Origin of the sequence: Rhizobium leguminosarum bv. viciae (assembly GCF_012276115.1) — a bacterium.
Lineage (GTDB): Bacteria > Pseudomonadota > Alphaproteobacteria > Rhizobiales > Rhizobiaceae > Rhizobium > Rhizobium leguminosarum_T.
The window spans coordinates 281966-304838 of record NZ_WIEU01000006.1 but is presented as its reverse complement, the minus strand read 5'-3'; the positions used below and the strand labels follow the sequence as shown (position 1 = coordinate 304838).

Below are 22873 nucleotides of genomic sequence, written 5' to 3'. Positions count from 1 at the left end.
TAGAAGTATGCAGCAGACAGCCCGCCGTTACGCCTATTCGGCTGATATTCCCGAACTCGATGGTGTCGATGTGCTCGTCGTCGGGGGAGGACCATCGGGATTATCGGCCGCTGTCGCGGCGGCACGTCTTGGCGTGCGGGTACGCCTTGTGGAGCGCTACGGCTTCCTCGGCGGCAACCTCACGGCGGGCCTCGTCGGCCCCTGCATGACCTCCTATTCGCTCGACGGCAGCCAGCAACTGATCCGCGGCATCTACGAAGAATTCGTTCAGCGGATGATGGCGCTTGGCGGCGCGCTGCATCCGAGTACGATCCCGGCAGGTTCGGCCTATTGCGGCTTCATCGTCTACGGCCACGACAAGGTGACCCCTTTCCAACCTGAGGCGGCGAAGGTCGCGGCGCAGCGCATGTGCGTCGAGGCGGGAGTGGAATTGTTGCTGCACACCATGGTCGTCGATGCCATCGTCGATGACCATGACGCGGACAATCCCCGGGTGCTCGGGGTCGTTTGCGCCTGCAAGGGCGGGCTGAGGAGCGTTCGTGCCGAGGTCGTCGTCGATTGCTCGGCCGACGGCGATGTCGCCCATTATGCCGGTGTCCATACCCGTCAGGGGCGGGAAAGCGACGGCCTTTCCCAGCCGCAGACACTGTTCTTCCGCGTGCAGAACGTCGATGACCAGGCGGTGGAGGACTACATCCGCGCGCATCCGCAGGATTTTCGGCCTTTCGCCTCGATCGTCGCCAAGGCGACGGCCGAGGGCCGCTTTCCCGCGCCTCGCCGCGGCATCGGCCTTTACAAAACCATGGAACCGGGCGTCTGGCGCATCAATACCGGCCGCGTGTTGCGCCGCAATGGGGCTGACTCCCTTGAGCTCTCGCTTGCCGAGGTCGAAGGCCGGGAGCAGACCGTGGCGCTGCTCGATTTCTTCCGCAACAATCTGCCCGGCTTCGAACAGGTGGAACTGCGGGACACGGCAACCCAGATCGGCGTACGGGAAACCCGACGGATCGATGGCGCCTACGAACTGACGCTGCAAGATTTGCATTCCGGCCGCGCCTTCGACGATGTCGTGGCGTTGTGCGGCTATCCGCTCGATATTCACGACCCCACAGGCTCGGGCGGTGGGACCGGTGGCGAGGGGCTTGATGCGGCGAATATCTACCAGATACCTTACCGGGTCATGTTGCCGCGCGTTCATGAGGGCCTGCTGGTGTCCGGCCGCGCGGTCTCGGCGACGCATGAGGCGCTCAGCGCCATTCGCGTCATGCCGCCCTGTTTTGCGCTCGGCCAGGCGGCCGGTGTTGCCGCGGCACTTTCGGTCGGCAACAGGGCCAGTCCCCGGCATGTCGACTACGCGGACTTGCGCAGGGAACTTCTGGCCCAGGGCGCCTATCTTGGCTGACGGAAGGAGAAAGCGGGGAGCGATACCCGCGTTTTCTCAAGTCAGGCCTTCAGATGAAGGGTCACCAGCACGGTGCATTCAGCGCCATCGGCAAATCGGGTTGCAACGCGCAGCCAATTGCCGAAGGCGTTGAGCCGGGCCACGGCAACGCCGTCCTGTTCGCCCGGCATGGCGAATTCCGTTCCTTCGCGAACCCAGTGCATGCCATCAGGCGAGATTTCCACCCAGCCCTTGGGTGCAGCGCCGACGGGAGGCTTCAATGCCCGAATGAAGAACACGGCTTCATGCGCCCAGCCGGCCTCATAGGGTTCGCTCGCGGCGTCACCGCTCCAGCGCTCATTGCGGGTTATCACCGCCGTGATGTTTTCGGGAAGCATCAAAAATCCCCTGAAATGCAGATGGAATCGACATAGAGAAAGGCGCGCTTGGCGACATCCGTCTCGGCGAACAGGCAGAAGTTCAGCATGCACCAGAGGTTCTTCATCGCCGGAATCCGGATCGACTCGAAGCCGGATACATCGAAATTCCGGTCGTTGCATTGCAAGCCGGTCGCCTTCATGGAGGCGAGGTCGAAATCGAAGCGCATATAGCTCCAGTTCACCTTCGTCGGGATCTCGTTGTAGCAGAGCCGTTGTTCACCATCCGGCAAGTCCAGCCAGCCTTCGGGCGCCAGGTGATAGTGGCTTACGGTCTTGTCTTCCCGGCCGATGGCGGTGAAGGGCGTGGTTTCGCGTTTGTACTGCCATTTCTGCAAGTGCTTGCCGTCGAGTGCATTGAGAAAGCGCAGATGCGGCATCACCCGCTCGCCATCTCCGTCCCGATCGCCGCATTGCAGGTCGAACAGGAAGCCGATCGATCGCACGTCGGTTTCCGATAGTTTCAGTTCCGTCGCCTCCGGCTTGAACGTGAAGAAAATCTCAAAGCGGATCGGGCCGCGCTTGCGGAAGGTATGACGCTTGATTGCAACGTTCTGGGCGCCCGGTTTTGCCTTTGTGGCGATCTTTAGCGCATAGGACGAATCCATGCCGCCGTGGGACCCCGCATCCCAATGCCCGAGAGTTGAGAGCATGGCGCTCGAGTGCTGGGCAAAGCCCGGCAGCATGACGTCGAGTGTGTCCTCGTAATTGCCGACCAACTGCGACCAGCCGCAATGCCCGCGCGAAAAATCGTCAAACGACAGGATGCGCGGCAGAGGATCGAAACGGCTGAGCGCCGGATCTGCGCGAAGCATGGCGAGCCTCATGGCTTCCATCATGTCGACTGTGGAAGAGGGGGCTGATGTCGTCATTATGGTGTTGACCTCACTGTACGCGGAGCCGTTTGACGGCGTCCCAATCGATTTCGATGCCGAGACCCGGCCGTGTCGGCACGTCGAGCCGGCCATTCTTCTGGCGCAGGCAGCCGGGCGCCAGATCGGCCAGGTCGCGCTTGAAGGGGCTAAGATCGCATTCGCATTCCATCACCCGGAAATTCGGAAGGGCGGCCGCCAGATGCGTGCTGGCCGTCTCGCAGATAATGCCGGACATGCCGATATGCGGGGCGTAGCCCACATCGTGCAGGGCGGCATAGTCTGCCATGCGCCGTGTTTCGGATATGCCGCCGGCACGGGCGACATCCGGCTGCAGGATTGAAAGGGTGCGGTTGGCGACGAGACGCTGCGCCTGATCGGCGGTAAAGTTGCTCTCTCCGGCTGCGAGCGGCACGTCGCAGCGTTTGCGAAGTTCTTCATAGCCTTGCTCGTTTTCCGGCGCCAGCGGCTCCTCGAACCAGAAGTAGCCGTTGGCCGAAAGTGCCCTGCCGACCTCGATCGCCTGGTCCAGATCGTAGGCCCAGTTGGCGTCGACACAGAGTTCGATATCGTCGCCGGCGCGCTTGCGCAGCCGTTCGATGCGCCGGCAGGCTTGTCTGACCGGATTGGCCATCTTGACTTTGATGCGCGGGAATCGCTCGCCGATATAGCGCTCCAGTTCCCGATCCGCCTCAGCATCGTCGACCCAGTTTACGGCGGCGGCATAGACCTCGATCGTTTCCCGGCCGATGCCGCCAAGCAGCTTGGCGATCGGCATGCCCGCGGCCTTGCCCATGATGTCCCACAGCGCAATGTCGACGCCTGCGATCGCCTCGATCAGCATGCCGCCGGCGCGGCCTGACAGCGAGCGCCGCATGGATTGCCAGAGCGCGCCGATGTTGCGCGCGTCCTGTCCGATCAGCCGTGGTTTTAACGAGGTTTCGATCAGTTCCGCATAGGCCTTAGGCGAAAACCGGGCCAGAACCTCACCGACGCCGACGATGCCGGCATCTGTGCGCAACTCGACAAGAACCATCGAGACCTTGTGATAGGTGCCCCAGGACGTGACGGTCGGTTTGGGCAGCGTCTGGCTGAGCGGATGGGCGATGACATCTGAAATAATGATCGCCGGTCCGGTCGAAGGTTGCACAGAATCCATCGGCTCTTTCGTTCCCAATGTTTTGCTCGTTGCTCTTGGTTTTGCTCGCTGCTTTGGGGCGTGTCTGTTATTCCTAGCTAGATGTTGGTGACTTGGCAACTGATAAACCTAGTTGCTAAGTTGGAAACTGCGTGTTAGCTTTGTGAATATGAGGATCGAGATGAGTGAAATTCCCGAAAGGAAACCCGTTTTCACCGCCAAGCCGCCCAACCCTTCGCGGTTGGCGGATGGGGTTTCCGATGCGATTGCCGCCGCGCTCTTTGATGGGCGCATCTCGCCTGGCGAGCCGTTGCCGCCCGAAGGGGAGATCGCTAGGGAGTTCGGCGTCTCGAAGCCTATCGCCCGCGAGGCGCTTCGCCAGCTGACGGCAGCCGGGCTGATCTTCACCCAACAAGGCAAGGTTGCCCGGGCCAAGGCGCTGAGCGGCGAATCGATGGACAAAATCTACGGCTACGCGGTCCGCTCCAGTCTCAAGCGGCTGCGCGAAGCCAATGAAATGCGCCGCGTCGTCGAGACGGGAATTGCCCGACTCGCCGCCGAACGTCGCGATCCGGAAGGTCTGGATATTATGCGGCAGGGCCTGGCGGGCATGCTGGCTTCCGTCCAGGAGCCCTCCGGCTTTACCGCCGCCGACATCCTGTTTCACCTCGGCCTCGCCGTGACGACGGGTAATTACATGATCCGCGTGCACATGGAGAGCATGCGTTCCGTGCAGCGCGAGGTGTCGGAATTGTTTTCACGTCGCGCCAATCGCAGCGACGCTGACTGGCGGGCAACGATTGGCCGGCATCAGGCGATCTACGACGCAATTGCAGTTGGTGATGCCGACCTCGCCGAGCAAAAAATCCGGGAGCATTTCGAAGCTGCCGACATTGCCTCGCTTGAGGTGGCCGACAAGTTGAAAGATGCCGAGCGATGAGCGCCGCGCGCTTCTCACTGAAAGGCCGACGCGTGCTGGTAACCGGTGCCAGTTCCGGCATCGGTCGGGCTGTTGCGCTTGGCCTTGCGGAGCATGGAGCGGAACTGATCCTGCATCATTTCGGTAATGAAACGGGCGCGCGTGAGGTGGCCCGGGCGACCGGAGGGACGGCGCCGGTACTGGAAGCAGACTTCACCGACGGGCGTGCGACGCAGGCTTTTGCCGATGAAGTGCTCAAAACACACGGCCCGATCGATATCCTCATTGCCAATGCCGCCATCGAACGTCGGCGGCCCTGGCAGGAATTGGATGAGGCGCATGTCAACGCCCATGTGGCATCGAATTTCTCGGCGCTGCTGACGCTGACGGCAAAGCTGGTTCCACCGATGGCCGAGCGGGGCTGGGGCAGGGTCGTCGCCACAGGCAGTATCATGGCGGTGCGACCGCGGGCGGAAACGGTTGTTTATGCGTCGCTCAAGGCGGCGCAGTTGACTGCGATCAGGTCGATTGCGCGCGAAATCGGCTATCGCGGCGTCACGCTGAATGTGGTTTCGCCGGGTGCGATCGAGATCGAGGCCAATGCCGCGCGCTACGGCGACCCGGCGTTCCGCAAAGCGGTAGCCGCCAAGATCCCTGTGGGCAGGCCGGGCCAGCCGCAGGACCTGGTTGGGGCGTTTGTTTTTTTGTGCAGCGATGCTGCCAGCTACATTACGGGTGCAAATATTCCGGTCGACGGAGGATGGTCGATCGGAGACGCGCCCGGGAGCCTTCCGCACGCTGCCGGGTGAACGGCCTGCGGCAAGGTTTTCGAGATCATGCGGCGGAACCATCCGCCGCAGCTTGCAGCCAAATTCCAGGCGAATGCCGTTTGCATTCAATCGGTGAAGGCTGATTGCCGACGACCAAAAGGGGAGGAAACCATGAAGGCCGCATTAGCAGGTATCGCAGCATCCGCGTTGACATTGTGCATATCGACGTCTGCCGTCTTCGCGACGGATCTCCGCATGACGGTCTGGACCGGGAGCGAGGCTCATCTGAAGATGCTGAATGGCATTGCGGAGAGCTTCAAAGCCACACATCCCGACGTCAACGTGAAGTTCGAGACCGTGCCGGTCAACGACTACACGCAGAAACTAACCTTCCAGATCGCCGGCGGCAATGCTCCCGATGTAGCCTGGATGATGGAGGATGCCGCTCCGGCTTTCGAAAACGCCAATCTTCTGATGGATCTCGGCCCGACGCTCAAGGCGGCGGAAGGCTATGATTTCGATGATTTCTCAAAGCCAGCCATGGGCCTCTGGCAGAAGGATGAAACGGTGTACGGCATTCCGTTCTCCACCTCGCCTTTCATGATCTACTACAACAAGGACATGTTCGATAAAGCCGGGCTCGAAGATCCGCTGACGCTCGCCGCCAAGGGCGAATGGAACATGGACATGTTCCAGGAAGTCTCCAAGAAGCTCGCGGCAGCCAATCCCGGCAAATGGGGCTTCGAGTTCAAGGATGGCGAAGGCTATGCCTCTCGCATGACTCATGCCCTTCTGCCGCCAATCCGCGCCTATGGCGGCGACATCTGGTCGAACAAGGAATGCGGCTTCGACAAGCCAGAAGCCGTCAAGGCGGTCAAGCAGCTGCATGACATGGTCTTCAAGGACAAGTCCATCGTTCCGCCGGGCGAACAGGGTGATTACTTCTCCGGCAATTCGGCGATGACGGTCAACCAGATTTCCCGTGCTTCGAAGATGGCGGAAGCCGGCTTCAAGTGGGGCATCGCACCGTTGCCCACCGGCCCAGGTGGTGAGTCACCCGTTATTGGCCAGGCCGGTCTTGTTGTGTTCGCCCAAGGCAAGAATACCGAAATCGCCGCAGAATTCGTGGCGCATATGACCAATAAGGAGAACGTCGCCACCATGGCGCAGTTCTTCCCGCCGGCCCGCAAGAGCGTTCTGCAGGCCGATGCATTCATCAACGGCAACAAGCTCGTGCCGCCCGAGATGATGAAGAATGTGGCTGCCGCGATAGAAAAGGGCCGGGTGGTCTCGGCTAACGAAAAAGCGCCCCAGATCCTTGCCGCTATGGCGCCTCGCGTCGACGCCTTGTGGAAGCCGGATGCCGATGTCGATGCCGCCATCAAGGGCATCTGCGCGGCAATCCAGCCCCTGCTTTGATCAGAACGAAGATGGCCGATACCGTTCATAACTCCATTCGAACCGGCCAAAAGACCTGGCTGACGTTGAAGATGAGAGAGATGATGGAGGCGTGGCTGTTTGTCAGCCCCACCTTCATCGGCTTCCTCATCTTCTTCCTCGGTCCGCTCTGCGCAGTGGTCTATTATTCAATGACCGAATGGAACCTGCTCAGCCAGCAGGCCACCTTCGTAGGCCTTGCCAATTTTCAGAATGCGCTGCTCGAAAACCCTGACTTTTGGCTTGTGGTACGCAATTCGGTTATTTTCGCGATCGGTCTCGTGCCGCTCAACATGGCGCTCGCGCTCGCCTTGGCGCTCGCCCTTTCCCGGCCGTTCTTCGGGGTCGTGTTCTTTCGCACGGTGTTTTTCGCTCCCGTCATCACCTCGGCCATCGCCTGGGCGATCGTCTGGAAATTTCTGCTGCAGGGAGAAGGTGGTTTCATCAACCAGGTACTGGCGCTGGCCGGGATCACCGGTCCAAACTGGCTGCGTGAACCGAACTGGGCCATGGCGGCGGTCATCGTCACCCGCGTCATCAAGATGGTCGGCCTCAACATGATCCTCTACATTGCGGCGCTGCAGGCGATCCCGCGGGACTATGAAGAGGCAGCGCGCCTGGAAGGCGCCTCGCGCCGGCAGATCTTCAGCATGATCACCTGGCCGTTGCTGGCGCCGACCACGCTCGTCATCATGGTCATCACGACGATCGGTTCTTTCAAGGTCTTCGATCACATATATCAGATGACCGGTGGCGGCCCGGAAAACGGCACGCTGGTGCTTGCCTTCTACATCTACCAGCAGGGCTTCAAGTTCTTCAATGTCGGCTATGCCTCGGCGCTCGCGATGATCATGTTCGTGATGATCATGGCGCTGACCCTGGTACAGGTGATGCTGCGGAGAAAGGGATCGGAATGACCCAGCGCCAAATCCAGATCCTCTACCGCACCTGCTGGACGATCGCGCTGCTGATCGCCGCCATACCTTTTGTTTTCCCATTCGTTTGGATGGTGTCTGCCGGCTTCAAGAGCGTGACCGAGATATTCGGTGCGCCGACGCTTATTCCCCGCGTCTGGCGCTGGCAGAATTTCGTCGAAGTGTTCACCTACCAGCCGTTCGCGCGGCAGTATTTCAACTCGCTTTACATCGCGATCGTGGTGACGGCGCTCACCCTCGTCATCTCGTCCCTGGCCGGCTATGCGCTGGCGCGCATGCGGTTTGCCGGTGCCGGGCTGCTGATGCTTTTTCTGATCTCGGCGCTCATGGTGCCGGAGGAAGTGACGATCATTCCGAACTTCTTCCTGATGCGCTGGTTTGGTTTGGTGGATACTCACTGGCCGCTGATCCTGCTGCCCACCTTCGGCCCTCATGGGGTGATGGCAACGTTCCTGATGCGCCAGTACTTCCTGGCCCTGCCCAAGGAACTGGAAGAAGCCGGCAAGATGGACGGCCTCTCACGCTTCGGCGTTTGGTGGAAGATAGCGCTGCCGATGGCGCGTCCGGCCCTGGCGGCGGTTTCCATCATCACTTTTCTGTTCTCGTGGAACCTGTTCCTGGAGCCGCTGATCTTTCTGAGCTCGCTCGACATGTTCACGCTGCCCTTGGCCTTGTCCAACTTCAACGACAGCTACGGCTTACCGCTGTGGAACCTGCAACTTGCCGCTACCAGTCTTGCCGTGGTGCCGATCCTGATCGTCTATCTGATCGCCCAGCGGCAGATCATCGAAAGTTTTGCGCTATCAGGCGTGAAGGGATGAGGAATTTACGCTCATGAGCAGTGTATCGCTTAAAGGTATCGAAAAACGCTTCGGCGCCGTCGAGGTCATCCGCGGCGTCGATCTCAGGATCGATCCGGGCGAGTTCGTCGTATTCGTCGGTCCGTCGGGCTGCGGCAAGTCCACGTTGCTGCGGCTGATTTCGGGGCTGGAATATCTCAGCGGCGGTGAACTTGCGATTGGCGGCCGGGTGGTCAACGAAGTGCCGGCTTCGAAACGCGGCGTTGCCATGGTCTTCCAATCCTATGCCCTTTATCCGCACCTGACCGTCCGGGACAATATGGGTTTCGGGCTGAAAGTCCGCAAAGTTCCGGCACAGGAGCGTCAGAAGCGCGTCGATGAAGCAAGCGCCACGCTGAAGCTCGAAGCATTGCTCGATCGCTACCCCCGCGAGCTTTCCGGCGGTCAGCGGCAGCGCGTCGCGATCGGCCGGGCCATCGTCGGCAATCCCGATGTCTTCCTGTTCGACGAACCGCTGTCGAACCTCGATGCAGAGTTGCGCGTGCACATGCGCTCTGAAATCGCCGCACTACACAAGCGGCTCTCCACGACGATGATCTATGTAACGCACGACCAGATCGAAGCGATGACGCTCGCCGACAAGATCGTGGTTCTGCGCGACGGCCGTGTCGAGCAGGTCGGCTCCCCCCGGGAACTATACGAGCGGCCGGCAAATATCTTCGTGGCGCAATTCATCGGAAGCCCAAAAATGAATCTGCTCCCGGCAGATATCGCGCCTTTGCTGACAGGCGCAACGGCAGCGGATACCGCCGCCGAGACCATCGGGATAAGGCCGGAGCATCTAAGCGTCGTGGAGCCTCGAGAGGGGACGCTGCGCGGGACCGTCGGGCTTTGCGAATATACCGGGGCGGTAACGCTGCTCCACGTCAAGCTGCCGGCTGGGCATGATTGCCTCGTCCTGCACGACGGTGGAGACATGAAGGCGGGAAACCAAATAGGGCTCACCGCCGATGTCTCGAAGGTGCACTTTTTCAATGGCAACGGGCAGACAACAAAGCGGACGGAACAAGGCCGGACTGCTTGAGCGTACCGCCGCTCCTGGCGCGGGCGCGAGCCGCAGAAGTCTCTTAAGAGCCGGCTCGTCTACTCGCCCTGGCGCAAGTTGCGAAGCCGGTCGAAAAGGACGGCGAGCACGATTGCGCCACCGATAAAGCAGCCCTGCCAGAACGCGTTGATGCCAAGCAGGCCAAGACTGTTGCGGATGATTTCGATGAGTGCGGCGCCGACCAAGGCTCCAAAGGCGGTGCCAACGCCGCCGGCCAGATTGGCGCCGCCGATAACCGCAGCGGCAATGACCTGAAGTTCCATCCCGGCACCGATATTTGTGGTGACGGCGCCGAGCCAACCGGTTTGAATGATGCCGGCAACCCCCGCCGAGAGGGCAGAAATCATATAGACGATGACCTTGATCCTTGGCACGGGAACGCCCGTCAGTGTCGCGGCGTGCTCATTGCCGCCGATCGCAAAGACATAGCGGCCGAACTTGGTCCAGCGCAGCACGAAACCGGTAATGAGTGCCAGCACGACCATGTAAAGCACTGGATTGGCGATGCCAAAAACCCAGGCGCCGCCGCCCAGCGCCAATAGTTTGTCGTGATCAGGTCCGAACTCAAAAACCACAGTGTTGTTTGATGCAACCATCGCAAGGCTGCGCGCAATCGACAACATGCCGAGTGTGACGACGAAAGGCGGGAAGCCGAGATAGGCAATCAAGACGCCGTTGAAAGCTCCGACCAACAGAGCCGTACCGATCGAGGCGGCGATGCCGACTTCAATACTGTATCCCGCGTGCATGACCACCGCCAGCACCATGCTGCACAGGCAAAGTACGGAGCCAACGGACAAATCGATGCCGCCGGTGATGATGACCAGCGTCATGCCCAGCGCGATAATTGCGACGAAGGTGACGTTGCGGGTGATGTTGTAGATGTTCTTCGCGGTCGCAAAGGAGTCCGTTGCCATCGACAGAAAAATGCAGGCTAGAATGACTGCAATCAGCACCCAGAATGTCTGGCCGCTCATGATCGTTGCAAGCCAGCTCCGTTGCTTCTGTCCGATCGTTTGGTCAAGTGTAATCGCCATCGTCGACCTTCTTCCTTCCTGTTGCAACGGATAGCATCGATCACACCTGTTCGATGGCGCCGGTAATCAGTCCCGTCACTTCCTCCGGCGAACTTGCCGCAATCTGCTTGTCGGCTACTTTTCTGCCTCGCCGCATCACGATCACACGGTCGGCGACCGAAAAGACGTCGGGCATGCGGTGGCTGATCAGGACAACGACAATGCCCCGGTCCCGCAATTGGCGGATCAGATTCAGAACCTCAGCGACCTGGCGCACGGAAATGGCTGCGGTCGGCTCGTCCATCAATACGATTTTCGCTTCCGACAGCATCGTGCGGCCGATCGCGACCGCTTGGCGCTGGCCACCTGACATTTGCTTGACGAGATCGCGCGCCCGCGTCTCGGATTTGAGCTCGCGAAATATCTCGCCGGCGCGCTTGTACATGGCCTTGTGGTCGAGGATGCGAAGAGGCCATACGCCGAGGCGCAATTCTCGTCCGAGGAACACGTTCGCTGCCGCCGTCAGATTGTTGCAGAGCGCCAAGTCCTGGTGAACGATCTCAATGCCATGCTGGCGCGCTTCCTTCGGCCGATGAAGCACGAGATCGGCGCCGTCGAGGCGCATGGTTCCATGGCTCGGCCGGAAGTTGCCGGCGATCATCTTCACCAATGTGGACTTGCCAGCGCCGTTATCGCCCATCAGGCCGACAACCTGCCCCGCTTCGAGTGAAAACGAAACATCGTTGACTGCCTGGATGGCACCGAAATGTTTGGAAATATTGCTGAGCTCAAGAACCGCCACCAGCCTCCTCACCTCCCAAAACCTGCGGGCTATCCATCGCACCGAACCTGCTTGTCTTCGAGGCAAGGCTCCGGCGAGTTCGCTTTTCCGGTATCCTCCCAGGAAAGCGATTGGGAGCATTTACGCAAAACCCTGCGACAGCGTCAACTCATTGTCCCGGCCATTGACCTTATTGTCGCAAAAATCTGTTTTGTCAGACAAATATCATTTGACGAGAGTGCCGCTCGGATATTAGCTATCAATGGGGGAGAAAGAGCATGCTGATCCTTGTGACCGGTGCGACGGGCAAGGTCGGGCGGCGCTTCATTGCTGGGCTGCTTGACGATCCGAGATTTTCCAAAGCCCGTATTCGTGCGCTTTGTCATAACCGTTTGTACGAGGCGACCGACCGTGTCGATGTCTTCCAAGGCTCGATCGCCGATCGCGATGTCGTGGCAAAGGCGCTGGATGACGTTACCCATGTCGTGCATCTCGCCACATGCAAGGAAACGCCTGAAGACATCATGGATGTCACGGTCAAAGGTCTCTTTTGGCTGCTCGAGGAGTTCCGTACGAGCGTCATCGCACGCCAGTTCATCCTGATCGGTGGTGATGCGGGTGTGGGACATTTCCACTACCGCCACGACGGCCCGATCACCGAGAACGCTCGCCATTGTGCCTATCCGGGAAGCTATGCCCTCTCCAAAGTCCTGGAAGAGGTCATGCTGGAGCAGTTTGGCATTCAGTACGGCCTCAATGGCTGTTGTCTGCGCGCGCCCTGGATCATGGAAAAGGACGATTTCAAGTATTCGCTGTCTTTTGGAGACGACGTCTTTGGCGGTCCGGACTGGAAGACGCTCGTTCCGGAAGAAGCGGCACGTCGCTATGCGGCGATGGGTACGGTGCCGCTGCTGCTCGATGCCGACGGTCGTCCGCTGAAGCGCAATTTCGTCCATGTCGACGACCTTGTATCGGCAATACTGGCAGCGATCGACAACCCGCGGGCGGAGCGGCAGCTCTTCAATATCTGCATGGATCGCCCCGTCGACTATGCTGAAGTCGCCGCCTATCTCCTGCGCACGCGCAATCTCGGCTCTGTCGACATACCGAGCCGCTTTCATTCCAATTGGATGGACAACAGCAAGGCCAAATACCTGCTGGATTGGCAGCCAAACTACGATCTCGAAATGCTTATCGACGCGGCCTGGCAATACGAGCGTTCAAAGGAGGAGCCTCGCATCGTCTGGTATCCGGGTTGATTTCGTGTGGCGGGCACGCCGTGTCCGTCTGTTTCAAGGGAGGAAACTATGAGGAAGGCATTACTACTTACAGCCGCAGTTTTAGCACTGACCGCCGGGCAGGCCCTGGCCAAGAAGCAACTCGTCATTGTCGTCAAGGGCCTCGACAATCCGTTCTTCGAAGCAATCAATCAAGGTTGCCAGAAATGGAACAAGGAGAACCCCACGGCGGAATACGAATGCTTCTACACCGGTCCGGCATCGACATCCGATGAAGCCGGCGAAGCGCAGATCGTTCAGGATATGTTGGGCAAGGCAGACACGGCTGCAATTGCAATCTCGCCGTCAAATGCAAAGCTGATCGCCCAGACCCTGAAGACCGCCAATCCGACGGTTCCGGTGATGACGCTTGATGCCGATCTTGCAGCCGAGGACGCAGCGTTGCGCAAGACCTATCTTGGCACCGACAACTATCTGATGGGCGCACGCATCGGGGAGTACATCAAGAAGGGCAAGCCGAAGGGCGGCAAGATCTGCACGATCGAAGGCAATCCGGGAGCAGACAATATTCTACGCCGCGCACAAGGGATGCGCGACACGCTTACTGGCCAGAAAGGCTTGACCGAGCTGAAAGGCGAGGGTGGCTGGACCGAGGTCGCCGGCTGCCCGGTGTTCACCAATGACGACGGTGCCAAGGGCGTTCAGGCAATGACCGATATCCTCGCGGCCAATCCCGACCTGGACGCATTCGGCATTATGGGTGGCTGGCCATTGTTCGGCGCACCGCAACCCTATCGCGACCTGTTCAAGCCGATGGCCGACAAGATCGCCAGCAACGATTTCGTCATTGGTGCGGCCGACACGATCGGCGACGAGGTCGCCATTGCGAAGGAAGGACTGGTGACGGCGCTCGTCGGCCAACGGCCGTTCGAGATGGGCTACAAGGCACCGTCGGTGATGATGGATCTGATTGCCGGCAAACCGGTTGAAGATCCGGTCTTCACCGGGCTCGATGAGTGCACGAAGGATACAGTCGACACCTGCATTCAAAAGTAGGTTCACGGTTTGGCGCACCCGGTTCAAGGGTGCGCCGACTGTCCTCACGAGACGGATCGAGAGATCCGCTGGGCTTGACGCGCCCTGAATTCCGCGCTTTGTGCCGGCGTCAATCGCAGGCGACTTCCTCGTTATTACGATTGTTTTGATCATACGTGCAGACAGTCGAAAGAATGCTGAGGCAGTAGAATAAATGCCTGACAAAAAATCGGGAAAGCCAACGGCTGCGGTCGAGGTGGAGATGGTTGACCGCTCGGCCACCACAAGGCGCCCAAATTCTCCCCGCATGACCGGGGCGAGTGTTCATGTGTCGTTGGCAGGCGAGATCGGTCTGCGAATCGTGCGCGGCGACTATCCGCCGGGCACGATCCTGCCAAATGAGGCAAAATGGTCGGAAGTCTTTGAGGTCAGCCGATCAGCGGTGCGTGAAGCGATCAAGATGTTGATGGCCAAGGGCCTGCTTTCTTCCCGCCCGAAAATCGGCAGTTGGGTCGAACCCAAGGAACGTTGGAACCTGCTGGATCGAGATGTCTTGGGCTGGTATGCGGCATCTCCCGATCGCGAATCCTTTCTGAGGGCCGTGCAAGAACTCAGGCATATGATCGAGCCGGAAGCGACTGCGCTTGCTGCGGAGCGGCGAACTGAGGAGCAGATGACCGCGATCAGTCAGGCTCTGCATGACATGGATCAGGCGACATCGCTCCAGCAGCGGACGGAATCCGACACGCGATTTCATATCGCGATCTTACGCGCCTCCGGAAATGATCTGCTGGTGCCGCTCGGCGTCTTGATCGAATCGGCGCTGAACCACCTCTTCGCCCATGTGACGCGGGAGGAAGACAATTTGCGGTACGCGCTGAAACTTCATGAAAATATTGAGAAAAGCATCCGATTGCAGCGACCGAACATGGCGCGCAACGCAGTCCGCAAGGTGCTGGCAAATACCGACGAAATTATAGCCCGGTGGTCACGATAGATTTTTGCATCCTGTCCGGCTGGCGCGTTGCCGACAGCTTGATGCAGGGGAATTCAACCTCCTGCGATCCTCGATGCCTACCCAAAACCCGCGGCTTGTGCTACTTTCCTTGGCAACCTTCGGGGGCTGAGCCATGCGTGGGCTGCTTGCATCGGTGGCGTTGATTTTCACAGCGACGGTGGCCGCTGCGGGGAGCCCTTTGTTCGATGCCGTTGCCACTGGAAACACCGCCGTCGTCGAGCAGGTTCTGGCTACCGGTGCCGATGTCGACAGCCGGGCAGACGACCAAGCAACTCCTCTCATCAACGCCGCGCTCGCAGACCAGTTCGCCATAGCCGAATTGTTGATCGGCAAAAATGCCGACGTCATGGCGCGCAACTCCGGCGGTTTTACGCCGCTTCATGCCGCGGCCTTTTCCGGCAGCCTGTCGATCACCAAGCTGCTGCTCGCAAACGGCGCGACGCTCGACGACGCGGCCAACAAGGCGGGAGTGACGCCGCTGATGGTGGCCGGTGAAGAAAACCACATCGATCTCGCCGCGTTCCTGATCGCCCGGGGGGCCGATGTCGGTCATGCGGAAGTTCACGGCTACACGCCGATCACGCGGGCGTTCTGGAAGAGCAACAAGGACGTCATCCTGTTGTTCAAGCGGCATGGCGCGACCTGCGCGGTCAGCCTCCTCGGCGAGGAAAATTACGCGAAGTGCATGGAAATTCACGAGTGAACAGGAGGCGCAGATGTCTACAGTGACCAGAAGCGGTGCACGAGGGATTGGTCGTTCCGTCGCGGTGATCGGTTTGGCTGTGGCAGCGGCCGTCGGTGGCTCTCAGGCTTTCGCCGACGATCCGGTAAATACAGGTTACTTCGGCGGCGTGGCCATCATGGGATACGACACGGTCGCTTATTTCACCGAAGGCAAGGCAACCAAGGGGTCGGAGAAATTCGCCTACGAATGGCTGGGAACGCCGTGGCATTTCGCCAATGCCAAACATCGCGACATGTTCATCAGCGAGCCGCTCAAATACGCGCCTCAGTATGGCGGCTACTGTGCGGGCGAAGTGGCTCTCGGATCGGTCACGGTCAACAACGATCCGGAAGCATTCAAGATCATCGACGGCAAGCTTTACCTGATCTACGACAAGGGATCGGCGGAGTGGTTCGCCGCCCATGCGGAGCAAGCCGTGGCGAAAGCGGATGAGAACTGGCCGAAGATCGCAGCCGATCTCAAGCTGGATCAGTATCATTGATGACACGTCTCGCGTCTATTTGACGGGCGAAAAATAGAAGACCTTGGTCGAATTCACGTAAGTGTAGCCGGCTTCATCGGGCGAATTCGCGTGTCTGTAGACCGGGCCGCAATCGGCGCGGCCAAAGGCATTTTCACTCTGCTCGCAGAGCAGGTCGCCATCGACGAATACCGTTTCGGTCATTAACTGCGTCGCCGAGCGGAATGCCGCCTTGCCGCCAAGGTCGATTTGCATGAGCGCCGGGTTTCCCAAGGGTTCGGTCTTGCCCCGCAGGAGCTTGCCGAGGACGGTGCTTCCGATTTCGTCACCGTTCAGCCGGTCATGCCCGTCTCCCTTGAAACCGAAGGGCCATTCCGGCAGGCCGGCCTCGCGCAGGGCATCGACGATAAACGCCAGATCCTCCTCGCGGAAATGGGCATTGGCGATCCGCCAGCCAGCCAGGCAATCGCGCCCCTGGAGAAGACGGCCGCCTTCGGCGACAGCCGCACGCGCGTCATCAAGGCGGCCGGAGCGGACATAGGCCATGGCAAGAGGTGTCACGAAATCACCATTCCCCGGCGAACCGTCGCGTGCGCGTTGGAAGTTGTCGATGGCCCTGTCGTAATCGCGCTGTAGATAGAAAATCAGGCCGGCCGTGTATCGGTCGATGGCGGAGAGGTTCGGATCGTACTTGAGCGCCGTCTCGACGGCGGCGGCCGCTTCGGCATGATTGCCGGAGATCAATTGAACATAGGCAAACGCCATATGAGCTTCGGCATCGACAGGCCCAAGCGACACCGCTTTCTGTGCCGAGCCGATCGCCTGCTCGTAGCGGCGGTCCACGACCTGCATGACGGCAAGAACGGCGTAGGGCGATGGAAGTTCGGGGTCGAGGGCAAGGGCGCGACTTGCCTTGTCGTAGGCCCTTTTTCGCGCCAACGCGCTCTGGAGGACGTCATCGTAGGCGCTACGCCAGACATAGGCAGTGGCATGCGCGTCGGCCGCGAAGGCCTCGGCAAAACCGGGGTCTAGCGCCTCCGCCTTGTCGAAGAGCGCCAGTGCCTCCAGCATCCGGGAGCGGCGGCCGGTCCGCGTTGCCTGCTTGGCACGCAGGTAGTAGTCGTATGCTTCGAGATTGGCGGTCGGCGGCCGGGCAATCCGCTCGGCCTCGGACGGCGTCAGCTCCAGGCCGAGCGCGTCGGCGATCTGGCGGCTGAGCTCGTCCTGCACGGCAAACACATCCGCCCCGCCGCGGGCAAATCGGTTGGCCCACAGATGGTCGCCGCTGACAGCATCGATCAGTTGCGCATTGACGCGGATTTGATCGCCGGTCCGCCGTACGCTGCCCTCGACGACAAAGCGCGCCCCGAGATCGCGTTTGATGTCAGCCATAACGTATGGCTTGCCTTTGTAGGCAAACGCCGAATTCCGAGAAATGACGTCAATGTCCGAAAGTCTGGCGAGATCGATAATCAGGTTGTCGGTGATGCCATCGGTGAAATAGTCCTGGACCGGGTCGCCACTCAAATTGACGAAAGGAAGCACCGCGACAGATGGACGTTGCGGCACAAACGGCCATAGCCAGGCAAAGACAATCGCAGCGGCCGCGATCAGCAGCGCTGCAAGTGTGGCCAGAATGATCGCCCGGCGGCGCGGCCGACGGGAGGCGACGACCTTGCCTGCCTTAGAGGGATCCAACAGAACACGATAGACGCGAACCGGGTCGGCGATGTTCTTCAGTTGCTGCTCACCGAGAGAGGAGAAGCCAACTTCAGCCTTGTGTACCGTGTGATCGAATGCGGTGCCGGATATGCAAATTCCGCCGGGCTGGGCAAGACTTTCCAGCCGCGCCGCTATGTTGACGCCGTCACCGTGAATGTCCTCTCCTTCGACGATGACATCGCCGAGATTGACGCCGATGCGGAAAAACATCCGCTGCTCGGGCCGCAGCGCCGCATTGCGTTCAGCCTTCTGTTGCTGGATTTTGACGGCGCATCGCAAGGCATCCACCACGCTATGGAACTCAACCAGGATCCCGTCGCCCATGGTCTTGATCAGGCGGCCGTGATGCGTGGCGATCTTCGGTTCGAAGAGTTCGTGAAGGTCGGTGTGGAAGCGGATACGCGTTCCCTCTTCGTCGATCTCGCTCAGGCGGCTGTAACCGACCACATCCGCAATCAGGACTGCTGCAAGGCGGCGCTCCATACCAGCTCTTTCCGGGTGTCCGAACCTTACCGTTATCTTACAGCAGGTGCCGTGCCGTTGCTATCAGAGTCGCCCGAACTGGCGTCACGTTCGCCGGCCAAATGCTCCGTGGAGAGGGCGCAATCTGAGAGGCTTCTCGCACGTCCGCCCATAGAATGAGCAGCCCGCGATATCGGGTCGACAGGAGTTTCCTTCAGCATTGACCAAGATTCGGACCTGTAAGTCCTGCCTTACGGAGTCCTTCTACACGGCGGTTAAAGTCCTCGGTGTTTCGAAATGGAAGGATCCGCCGGCGGCGCTCGACAGAAAAATCAGGATTGATCCGGAGTGCCTTCTCCCAGGCCTGACGGCTCTCCTCCGACCGACCGAGGTGGCCGTAACATGAGGCAAGCAGGGCGTAGGCGGTCTCCGATTGGGAGTTTTGTTGGAGCCGTTGCTCGATGGCGACAATCGCTTGTTCATACTCGCCGAGAGAAAAGTGCGCATCGGCGCGAAATTGGAAGAGAATTTCCGGATGGTGCGGGTCGAGCCGTATCGATGCATCGAGTGTTTCCAGGGCGCCGGCGGGATCGCCGGAGAATATCTGGATATGGGCCATCAGTATCAGGAGATCTGCGGAGTTGGGGGAAAGCGTGAGGCCCTGCCGCACTTCTGCCCGCGCCCGGTCCAGTTCCCGGTTCCACATGCAAGCCATGCCCAGTGCGAAGCGGCCGTTGGGCTGTTCCTCGGCCATTTCCACGGCCTGCTGCGCGAGATCCATCCCGATCCGCAGCGAGCCTTCCGGATCGTTGCTCCAGGCGTTGACGTAGTCGAGTACGTGGGTGAAGGAGATGAGTGCCTGGGCGGCCGCATATTGCGGATCGATGGCGAGGGCGTCGGCCGCCAGGCTGCGGGCGGCTCTGTTTCCGGTTCGGGTATGGGCCGATGCCTGCTCGCGGCCACGTAATAACAACTCGTAAGCGTCGACATTGAGTGCGCGCCCTTGGGCCAATCGATCCTGGTCGCCATGCGTGAGGTTCAGCCTGAGCGCGGCCACGATCTCCTGCGTGAGTTCATCCTGAACTGCGAAAATGTCGGTGAGGTCGCGATCGAACCGGCTGGCCCAGATATGTCCGCCATTGCTCGCGTCGATCAATTGGGCGGTGACACGCACACGGTTGCCGGCTTTGCGCACGCTGCCTTCTAGGACATAGCGGACGCCGAGCGCCTTGGCCATCTCAGGCACGGAGGCTGTTACATTCTTGTAGACGAAGGATGAGTTGCGGGCGATCACGTGCAACTTGGACAGCTTCGAGAGGTCGGTGATGATGTCCTCGCTGATACCGTCGGAGAAATACTCCTGTTCGGCGTCGCCGCTCATGTTGTTGAACGCCAGTACGGCGATGGACGGCTTGTCGGGAACGGCCGGAACTGACGGCATTTCGATTGCGGGCCGCACCTGTGGTGCCGGGGTCGGCTGCGGAGTTCCGATCTGAAGCGAATAGACCCGCATCGGTTCAGCAATATTCTTGAGCTCAATTTTGCCGAGATCGGTCACGGCAAGATCGAGCCGCGATTTCACCTGGCGGTAGGCATCTTCGGAAAGACAAATGGCGCCGGGCTTGGCAATTCCTTCCAACCGCGCGGCGATATTGACGCCGTCGCCCATCAAGTCGCCGTCGTTCTCCTCGACCACATCTCCCAGATGGATCCCCACCCGGAACTCGATGCGATGTTCAGGCGACACGCCGATATTGCGCTCAACCATGGCAGTCTGCACTTCGATCGCACAGCGCACAGCGTCCACAACGCTGCGAAACTCGATGAGGCTTCCGTCACCGGTACGCTTGACGACACGGCCATTGTGCACGGCGATGGTCGGATCGACCAGGTCGCTGCGCAGCGTTCTCAGCCGCGCCAGGATGCGATCCTCGTCCACACCGGCGAGGCGGCTGTAGCCGACCACATCTGCGACCAGGATCGCCGCCAGTTTTCGCGTCACGCTCGTAAGTCCCAATTCCTCGTCGGATCAAAATAACACAGTGTGACCGGCAACGCCGCCAAATCCGATTGCCTTCGCTGAGAAGCGGTCCGGTGGCGGGTTGCTTGGATTTGAAGATGGTCGGTGAAGCCTAAGCGATATCCGCGGCTAAGCTCCGTCTTTCAGAGAGAAGGCAAGGACGTAGTCGCCGACGTCTTTCGAATAGGGTGCGCCGCCAACCGATATCAGGACATATTGCTTGCCTGTTTTCGATGAAACGTAGGTCATGGGCGTCGCGCTCGAGCCGACCGGCAGGGGATATCTCCAGAGCTCGGCACCGTTCTCGGCGTCATAGGCACGGATATAATAGTCCTGGAAGCCGGCGAAGAAGACGACGCCGCCGGCGGTCGCCGAAGTGCCGGCGTAGCTCGGCAGGCCCATCGGCATAGGCAGCTTGGTTTTGATCTTGAACGGCCCGAGTTCTTCGGCTGTGCCGGCCGGAACCTGCCATGCGACTTTGCGCGTCCTCAGATCCACTGCAGTGACGGTGCCGAAGGGCGGTTGGGTGCAGGGAACGCGGAGCCTCGATGTCCACATCTCGGTGGCCATGGCGTAAGGCGTACCGCGCTGCGGGGCGGAGGGGCCGTGTGCGGTCGTGGTGAGGGCAAAGTCGACATACTCCTCGCGTGGGATGAGTGCGAAGAGACTGGGAACGCGGATATCGTTCATGAAGACCCTGTTGTTGGGCAGATCGACCGATACGCTTCCCCAATTGAGGCCACCCAGATTTCCCGGCTGCTGGATCGCATATTGCGTGCCGATCGGGGTGAAATCACCGTCATAGCGCATCTTGCGGAAGGCGATGCGGCATGCCAGCTGATCGAACATCGTCAGGCCCCAGGCCGTCTGCTCCGTCACGCGCTCAGCACCGATTGTCGGCATGCCGACAGAGTAGGGCTGCGTCGGGGAGAGTTTCTCTTCCGGCACGCCGCCTTGCTGCGGCACCGGCTTCTCCTGAACTTCGGCAAGCGCTATGCCGGTTCGACGGTCGAGGAGAAAAAGCTGCCCGCGTTTGGTGGTCTGCAGCAGAGCAGGCACAGTGGCGCCATTGCCGTCAGGCAGGTCGACCAGGACCGGTTGAGCCGGCAGATCATAGTCCCAGATGTCGTGATGCACGGTCTGGAATTTCCATTTCTCCCGCCCCGTCGTCACATCGAGTGCCACCAATGTCGCATTGTATTGATCGGCGAAAGCAGGGCGATTGACGCCGTAATAATCCGGCGTGGTATTGCCGAGCGGTGCATAGATGAGGCCAAGCTTGTCGTCGAATGCGGCCGTCGTCCACATGTTGGGCGTGGCCCGCGTATAAGTCTGGCCCTCCGGCGGAAGTTTGGTGGTCTCCGGGTTGCCGAGATCCCATGCCCATTCGAGCTCGCCGGTGACGACGTTGAACGCACGGATGACGCCAGAGGGTTCGCCGACCTCCTGATTGTCCGTGACCCAGCCTCCGACGACGATCAGGTTGCGGGCAATCAGTGGCGCCGATGTCTGAAAATAATAGCCCGTCTTGACTTCGCCCATGCCCTGGGAAAGCTGGACGGTGCCATTGTCTCCGAAGTCCTTGCAGGGCGCGCCGGTCTTGCTGTCGATCGCCAGGAGACGGGCATCGATCGTCGTCTGCACAAGGCGCTCATTGCAAAGACCATCGGCGGACTGGGCTTCCGTCGGCATCTTGTAGTAACCGAGGCCGCGGCAGCGTTGCCAATAAGGCGCCGTCGCCTTGGGATCGAAAGTCCAGCGGGGTTTGCCGGTATCTGCATCGAGCGCTGCGATCACATCTGTCGGCGTGCAGGTGTAGACGGTATCGCCGATCTGCAGAGGCGTGTTCTGATCGGCGCCATCGCCTTTTCCGGTGCGATATGTCCAGGCGAGATCGAGCTTGGAAACATTTCCGCGGTTGATCTGATCGAATGGTGAATAACGATCTCCTGCCGTGGTGCGGCCATAGGATGTCCAGTCGGAGGGAGAGTTGTCGCCCTTGACGACCTTATAGGCGGTGATGTCGGCGGAGGGCTGGATGATCCCATGCGGCACGAAGCTGAGACCGAAACCCGCGACAAAGATGAGAGCGGTCACCAAGGCGCCGCCATAAAAGAGCTTCCGGTTGGCGGCCGGGGAAAGCGACGGTGCAAAGAGAAGGGCAAAGCCCGCCAGCGCGATGGGGGACATCAAGCGGGCAAACAGCGCCCAGAAATTGAGACCCGACTCCCATAGCGCCCAGGGAAGGGTGAAAACGGCGACAAGCAGGACGATGAGCCCGCCTGGCGTCTTCCGGCGCCACAGCAGAAGCGCGGCAACCACATAGGCAAGCCCGACGATGGCGTAATAGGGCGAGCCGCCGAGGCGCAGCAACCAGGCGCCGCCTCCGATCAGCCCCAATCCGATGAGGGCGAGAACAATACAGAACAGGGTGGCCAGAAATTTCATAGTCTCCTCATCCAATCCGCCGCCCGATCACCTGAATTCCAACTCCGACCGTCGCATGGCCCTCGGGAAGCACAGGGCCATGGGTTGATGGTCAGAGACGCGTCTTCGGGAGAGGGCTGCTCTCTCGTTCAATT

Annotated in this window: 20 protein-coding genes; 12 read left to right on the top strand and 8 right to left on the bottom strand. The window is 60.1% G+C overall.

The features are described 5' to 3' along the window. Nucleotides 1-7: 7 nt before the first annotated feature. Nucleotides 8-1402, top strand: a complete 1395-nt coding sequence (locus GFM02_RS14470; RefSeq protein ID WP_168321972.1) for an FAD-dependent oxidoreductase — start codon at nucleotides 8-10, stop codon at nucleotides 1400-1402. A gap of 41 nt (nucleotides 1403-1443) precedes the next feature. Here GFM02_RS14470 and GFM02_RS14465 read toward each other — a convergent pair whose 3' ends face one another. The 3 genes from GFM02_RS14465 to GFM02_RS14455 are packed head-to-tail and all read right to left on the bottom strand — an operon-like array spanning nucleotide 1444 to nucleotide 3849. After that, the gene (locus tag GFM02_RS14465) at nucleotides 1444-1779 is read right to left on the bottom strand and encodes a hypothetical protein (RefSeq protein WP_168305563.1); all 336 of its coding nucleotides are present in this window, start codon (nucleotides 1777-1779) and stop codon (nucleotides 1444-1446) included. Next, nucleotides 1779-2645 carry a DUF6772 family protein gene (locus GFM02_RS14460; RefSeq protein ID WP_072637332.1) on the bottom strand — a complete coding sequence of 289 codons (867 nt, stop codon included), beginning with the start codon at nucleotides 2643-2645 and terminating at the stop codon, nucleotides 1779-1781. Before GFM02_RS14460 ends, GFM02_RS14465 begins: the two co-directional genes overlap by 1 nt. A gap of 58 nt (nucleotides 2646-2703) precedes the next feature. Beyond that, entirely contained in the window at nucleotides 2704-3849 is a 1146-nt protein-coding gene (locus tag GFM02_RS14455) for a mandelate racemase/muconate lactonizing enzyme family protein (RefSeq protein WP_168321971.1), read from the bottom strand. A 160-nt stretch (nucleotides 3850-4009) separates the two neighbouring features. Between GFM02_RS14455 and GFM02_RS14450 the strand changes: the two genes are divergently transcribed. The 6 genes from GFM02_RS14450 (at nucleotide 4010) to GFM02_RS14425 (ending at nucleotide 9773) form a co-directional block, all read left to right on the top strand. After that, on the top strand, nucleotides 4010-4768 hold the full coding sequence (locus tag GFM02_RS14450; RefSeq protein ID WP_077979277.1) for a FadR/GntR family transcriptional regulator: 759 nt from the start codon (nucleotides 4010-4012) through the stop codon (nucleotides 4766-4768). After that, entirely contained in the window at nucleotides 4765-5556 is a 792-nt protein-coding gene (locus GFM02_RS14445; protein ID WP_168321970.1) for an SDR family NAD(P)-dependent oxidoreductase, read from the top strand. Before GFM02_RS14450 ends, GFM02_RS14445 begins: the two co-directional genes overlap by 4 nt. A 132-nt stretch (nucleotides 5557-5688) precedes the next feature. After that, nucleotides 5689-6936: an ABC transporter substrate-binding protein gene (locus GFM02_RS14440; RefSeq protein WP_131642819.1), complete on the top strand. Its 1248-nt coding sequence runs from the start codon at nucleotides 5689-5691 to the stop codon at nucleotides 6934-6936. A gap of 11 nt (nucleotides 6937-6947) precedes the next feature. After that, the gene (locus GFM02_RS14435) at nucleotides 6948-7871 is read left to right on the top strand and encodes a carbohydrate ABC transporter permease (RefSeq protein WP_020051437.1); all 924 of its coding nucleotides are present in this window, start codon (nucleotides 6948-6950) and stop codon (nucleotides 7869-7871) included. Continuing rightward, a complete protein-coding gene (locus tag GFM02_RS14430; RefSeq protein ID WP_164053858.1) occupies nucleotides 7868-8710 on the top strand; it encodes a carbohydrate ABC transporter permease in 843 nt (280 codons plus the stop codon). Before GFM02_RS14435 ends, GFM02_RS14430 begins: the two co-directional genes overlap by 4 nt. A gap of 13 nt (nucleotides 8711-8723) precedes the next feature. Beyond that, on the top strand, nucleotides 8724-9773 hold the full coding sequence (locus tag GFM02_RS14425) for an ABC transporter ATP-binding protein (protein ID WP_168321969.1): 1050 nt from the start codon (nucleotides 8724-8726) through the stop codon (nucleotides 9771-9773). 59 nt (nucleotides 9774-9832) lie between these two features. Here the strand turns inward: GFM02_RS14425 and GFM02_RS14420 are convergent, their stop codons facing one another. Both GFM02_RS14420 and GFM02_RS14415 read right to left on the bottom strand, forming a co-directional pair. Further along, entirely contained in the window at nucleotides 9833-10831 is a 999-nt protein-coding gene (locus GFM02_RS14420; RefSeq protein ID WP_017961842.1) for an ABC transporter permease, read from the bottom strand. A gap of 40 nt (nucleotides 10832-10871) precedes the next feature. After that, a complete protein-coding gene (locus tag GFM02_RS14415; RefSeq protein WP_020051434.1) occupies nucleotides 10872-11612 on the bottom strand; it encodes an ATP-binding cassette domain-containing protein in 741 nt (246 codons plus the stop codon). Between the two features lie 257 nt (nucleotides 11613-11869). Between GFM02_RS14415 and GFM02_RS14410 the strand changes: the two genes are divergently transcribed. The 5 genes from GFM02_RS14410 to GFM02_RS14390 all read left to right on the top strand — a co-directional run bounded on the left by GFM02_RS14410 (nucleotide 11870) and on the right by GFM02_RS14390 (nucleotide 16108). After that, entirely contained in the window at nucleotides 11870-12850 is a 981-nt protein-coding gene (locus GFM02_RS14410; RefSeq protein WP_168321968.1) for an NAD-dependent epimerase/dehydratase family protein, read from the top strand. A 48-nt stretch (nucleotides 12851-12898) separates the two neighbouring features. Then, nucleotides 12899-13885 (top strand): substrate-binding domain-containing protein, encoded by a 987-nt coding sequence (locus GFM02_RS14405; protein WP_003542530.1) that lies wholly within the window; start codon nucleotides 12899-12901, stop codon nucleotides 13883-13885. 193 nt (nucleotides 13886-14078) lie between these two features. Next, nucleotides 14079-14861 carry a FadR/GntR family transcriptional regulator gene (locus tag GFM02_RS14400; RefSeq protein ID WP_168321967.1) on the top strand — a complete coding sequence of 261 codons (783 nt, stop codon included), beginning with the start codon at nucleotides 14079-14081 and terminating at the stop codon, nucleotides 14859-14861. A 133-nt stretch (nucleotides 14862-14994) separates the two neighbouring features. Further along, on the top strand, nucleotides 14995-15585 hold the full coding sequence (locus GFM02_RS14395) for an ankyrin repeat domain-containing protein (RefSeq protein WP_168321966.1): 591 nt from the start codon (nucleotides 14995-14997) through the stop codon (nucleotides 15583-15585). A gap of 13 nt (nucleotides 15586-15598) precedes the next feature. Next, entirely contained in the window at nucleotides 15599-16108 is a 510-nt protein-coding gene (locus GFM02_RS14390) for a YHS domain-containing (seleno)protein (RefSeq protein WP_205930310.1), read from the top strand. A gap of 15 nt (nucleotides 16109-16123) precedes the next feature. Here GFM02_RS14390 and GFM02_RS14385 read toward each other — a convergent pair whose 3' ends face one another. The 3 genes from GFM02_RS14385 to GFM02_RS14375 form a co-directional block, all read right to left on the bottom strand. Further along, complete coding sequence (locus GFM02_RS14385) at nucleotides 16124-18292, bottom strand: adenylate/guanylate cyclase domain-containing protein (protein ID WP_168321965.1); 2169 nt, start codon at nucleotides 18290-18292, stop codon at nucleotides 16124-16126. A 193-nt stretch (nucleotides 18293-18485) separates the two neighbouring features. Next, nucleotides 18486-20273: a tetratricopeptide repeat protein gene (locus GFM02_RS14380; protein WP_168321964.1), complete on the bottom strand. Its 1788-nt coding sequence runs from the start codon at nucleotides 20271-20273 to the stop codon at nucleotides 18486-18488. A gap of 147 nt (nucleotides 20274-20420) precedes the next feature. Then, complete coding sequence (locus tag GFM02_RS14375) at nucleotides 20421-22739, bottom strand: membrane-bound PQQ-dependent dehydrogenase, glucose/quinate/shikimate family (protein WP_168321963.1); 2319 nt, start codon at nucleotides 22737-22739, stop codon at nucleotides 20421-20423. Nucleotides 22740-22873: the final 134 nt, after the last annotated feature.

Bases quoted from the DNA above. Each gene is read 5' to 3' on its own strand.
- GFM02_RS14470 (WP_168321972.1), top strand. From the start codon at position 8: ATGCAGCAGACAGCCCGCCGTTACGCCTATTCGGCTGATATTCCCGAA.
- GFM02_RS14465 (WP_168305563.1), bottom strand. From the start codon at position 1,779: ATGCTTCCCGAAAACATCACGGCGGTGATAACCCGCAATGAGCGCTGG.
- GFM02_RS14460 (WP_072637332.1), bottom strand. From the start codon at position 2,645: ATGAGGCTCGCCATGCTTCGCGCAGATCCGGCGCTCAGCCGTTTCGAT.
- GFM02_RS14455 (WP_168321971.1), bottom strand. From the start codon at position 3,849: ATGGATTCTGTGCAACCTTCGACCGGACCGGCGATCATTATTTCAGAT.
- GFM02_RS14450 (WP_077979277.1), top strand. From the start codon at position 4,010: ATGAGTGAAATTCCCGAAAGGAAACCCGTTTTCACCGCCAAGCCGCCC.
- GFM02_RS14445 (WP_168321970.1), top strand. From the start codon at position 4,765: ATGAGCGCCGCGCGCTTCTCACTGAAAGGCCGACGCGTGCTGGTAACC.
- GFM02_RS14440 (WP_131642819.1), top strand. From the start codon at position 5,689: ATGAAGGCCGCATTAGCAGGTATCGCAGCATCCGCGTTGACATTGTGC.
- GFM02_RS14435 (WP_020051437.1), top strand. From the start codon at position 6,948: ATGGCCGATACCGTTCATAACTCCATTCGAACCGGCCAAAAGACCTGG.
- GFM02_RS14430 (WP_164053858.1), top strand. From the start codon at position 7,868: ATGACCCAGCGCCAAATCCAGATCCTCTACCGCACCTGCTGGACGATC.
- GFM02_RS14425 (WP_168321969.1), top strand. From the start codon at position 8,724: ATGAGCAGTGTATCGCTTAAAGGTATCGAAAAACGCTTCGGCGCCGTC.
- GFM02_RS14420 (WP_017961842.1), bottom strand. From the start codon at position 10,831: ATGGCGATTACACTTGACCAAACGATCGGACAGAAGCAACGGAGCTGG.
- GFM02_RS14410 (WP_168321968.1), top strand. From the start codon at position 11,870: ATGCTGATCCTTGTGACCGGTGCGACGGGCAAGGTCGGGCGGCGCTTC.
- GFM02_RS14405 (WP_003542530.1), top strand. From the start codon at position 12,899: ATGAGGAAGGCATTACTACTTACAGCCGCAGTTTTAGCACTGACCGCC.
- GFM02_RS14400 (WP_168321967.1), top strand. From the start codon at position 14,079: ATGCCTGACAAAAAATCGGGAAAGCCAACGGCTGCGGTCGAGGTGGAG.
- GFM02_RS14395 (WP_168321966.1), top strand. From the start codon at position 14,995: ATGCGTGGGCTGCTTGCATCGGTGGCGTTGATTTTCACAGCGACGGTG.
- GFM02_RS14390 (WP_205930310.1), top strand. From the start codon at position 15,599: ATGTCTACAGTGACCAGAAGCGGTGCACGAGGGATTGGTCGTTCCGTC.
- GFM02_RS14385 (WP_168321965.1), bottom strand. From the start codon at position 18,292: ATGGAGCGCCGCCTTGCAGCAGTCCTGATTGCGGATGTGGTCGGTTAC.
- GFM02_RS14375 (WP_168321963.1), bottom strand. From the start codon at position 22,739: ATGAAATTTCTGGCCACCCTGTTCTGTATTGTTCTCGCCCTCATCGGA.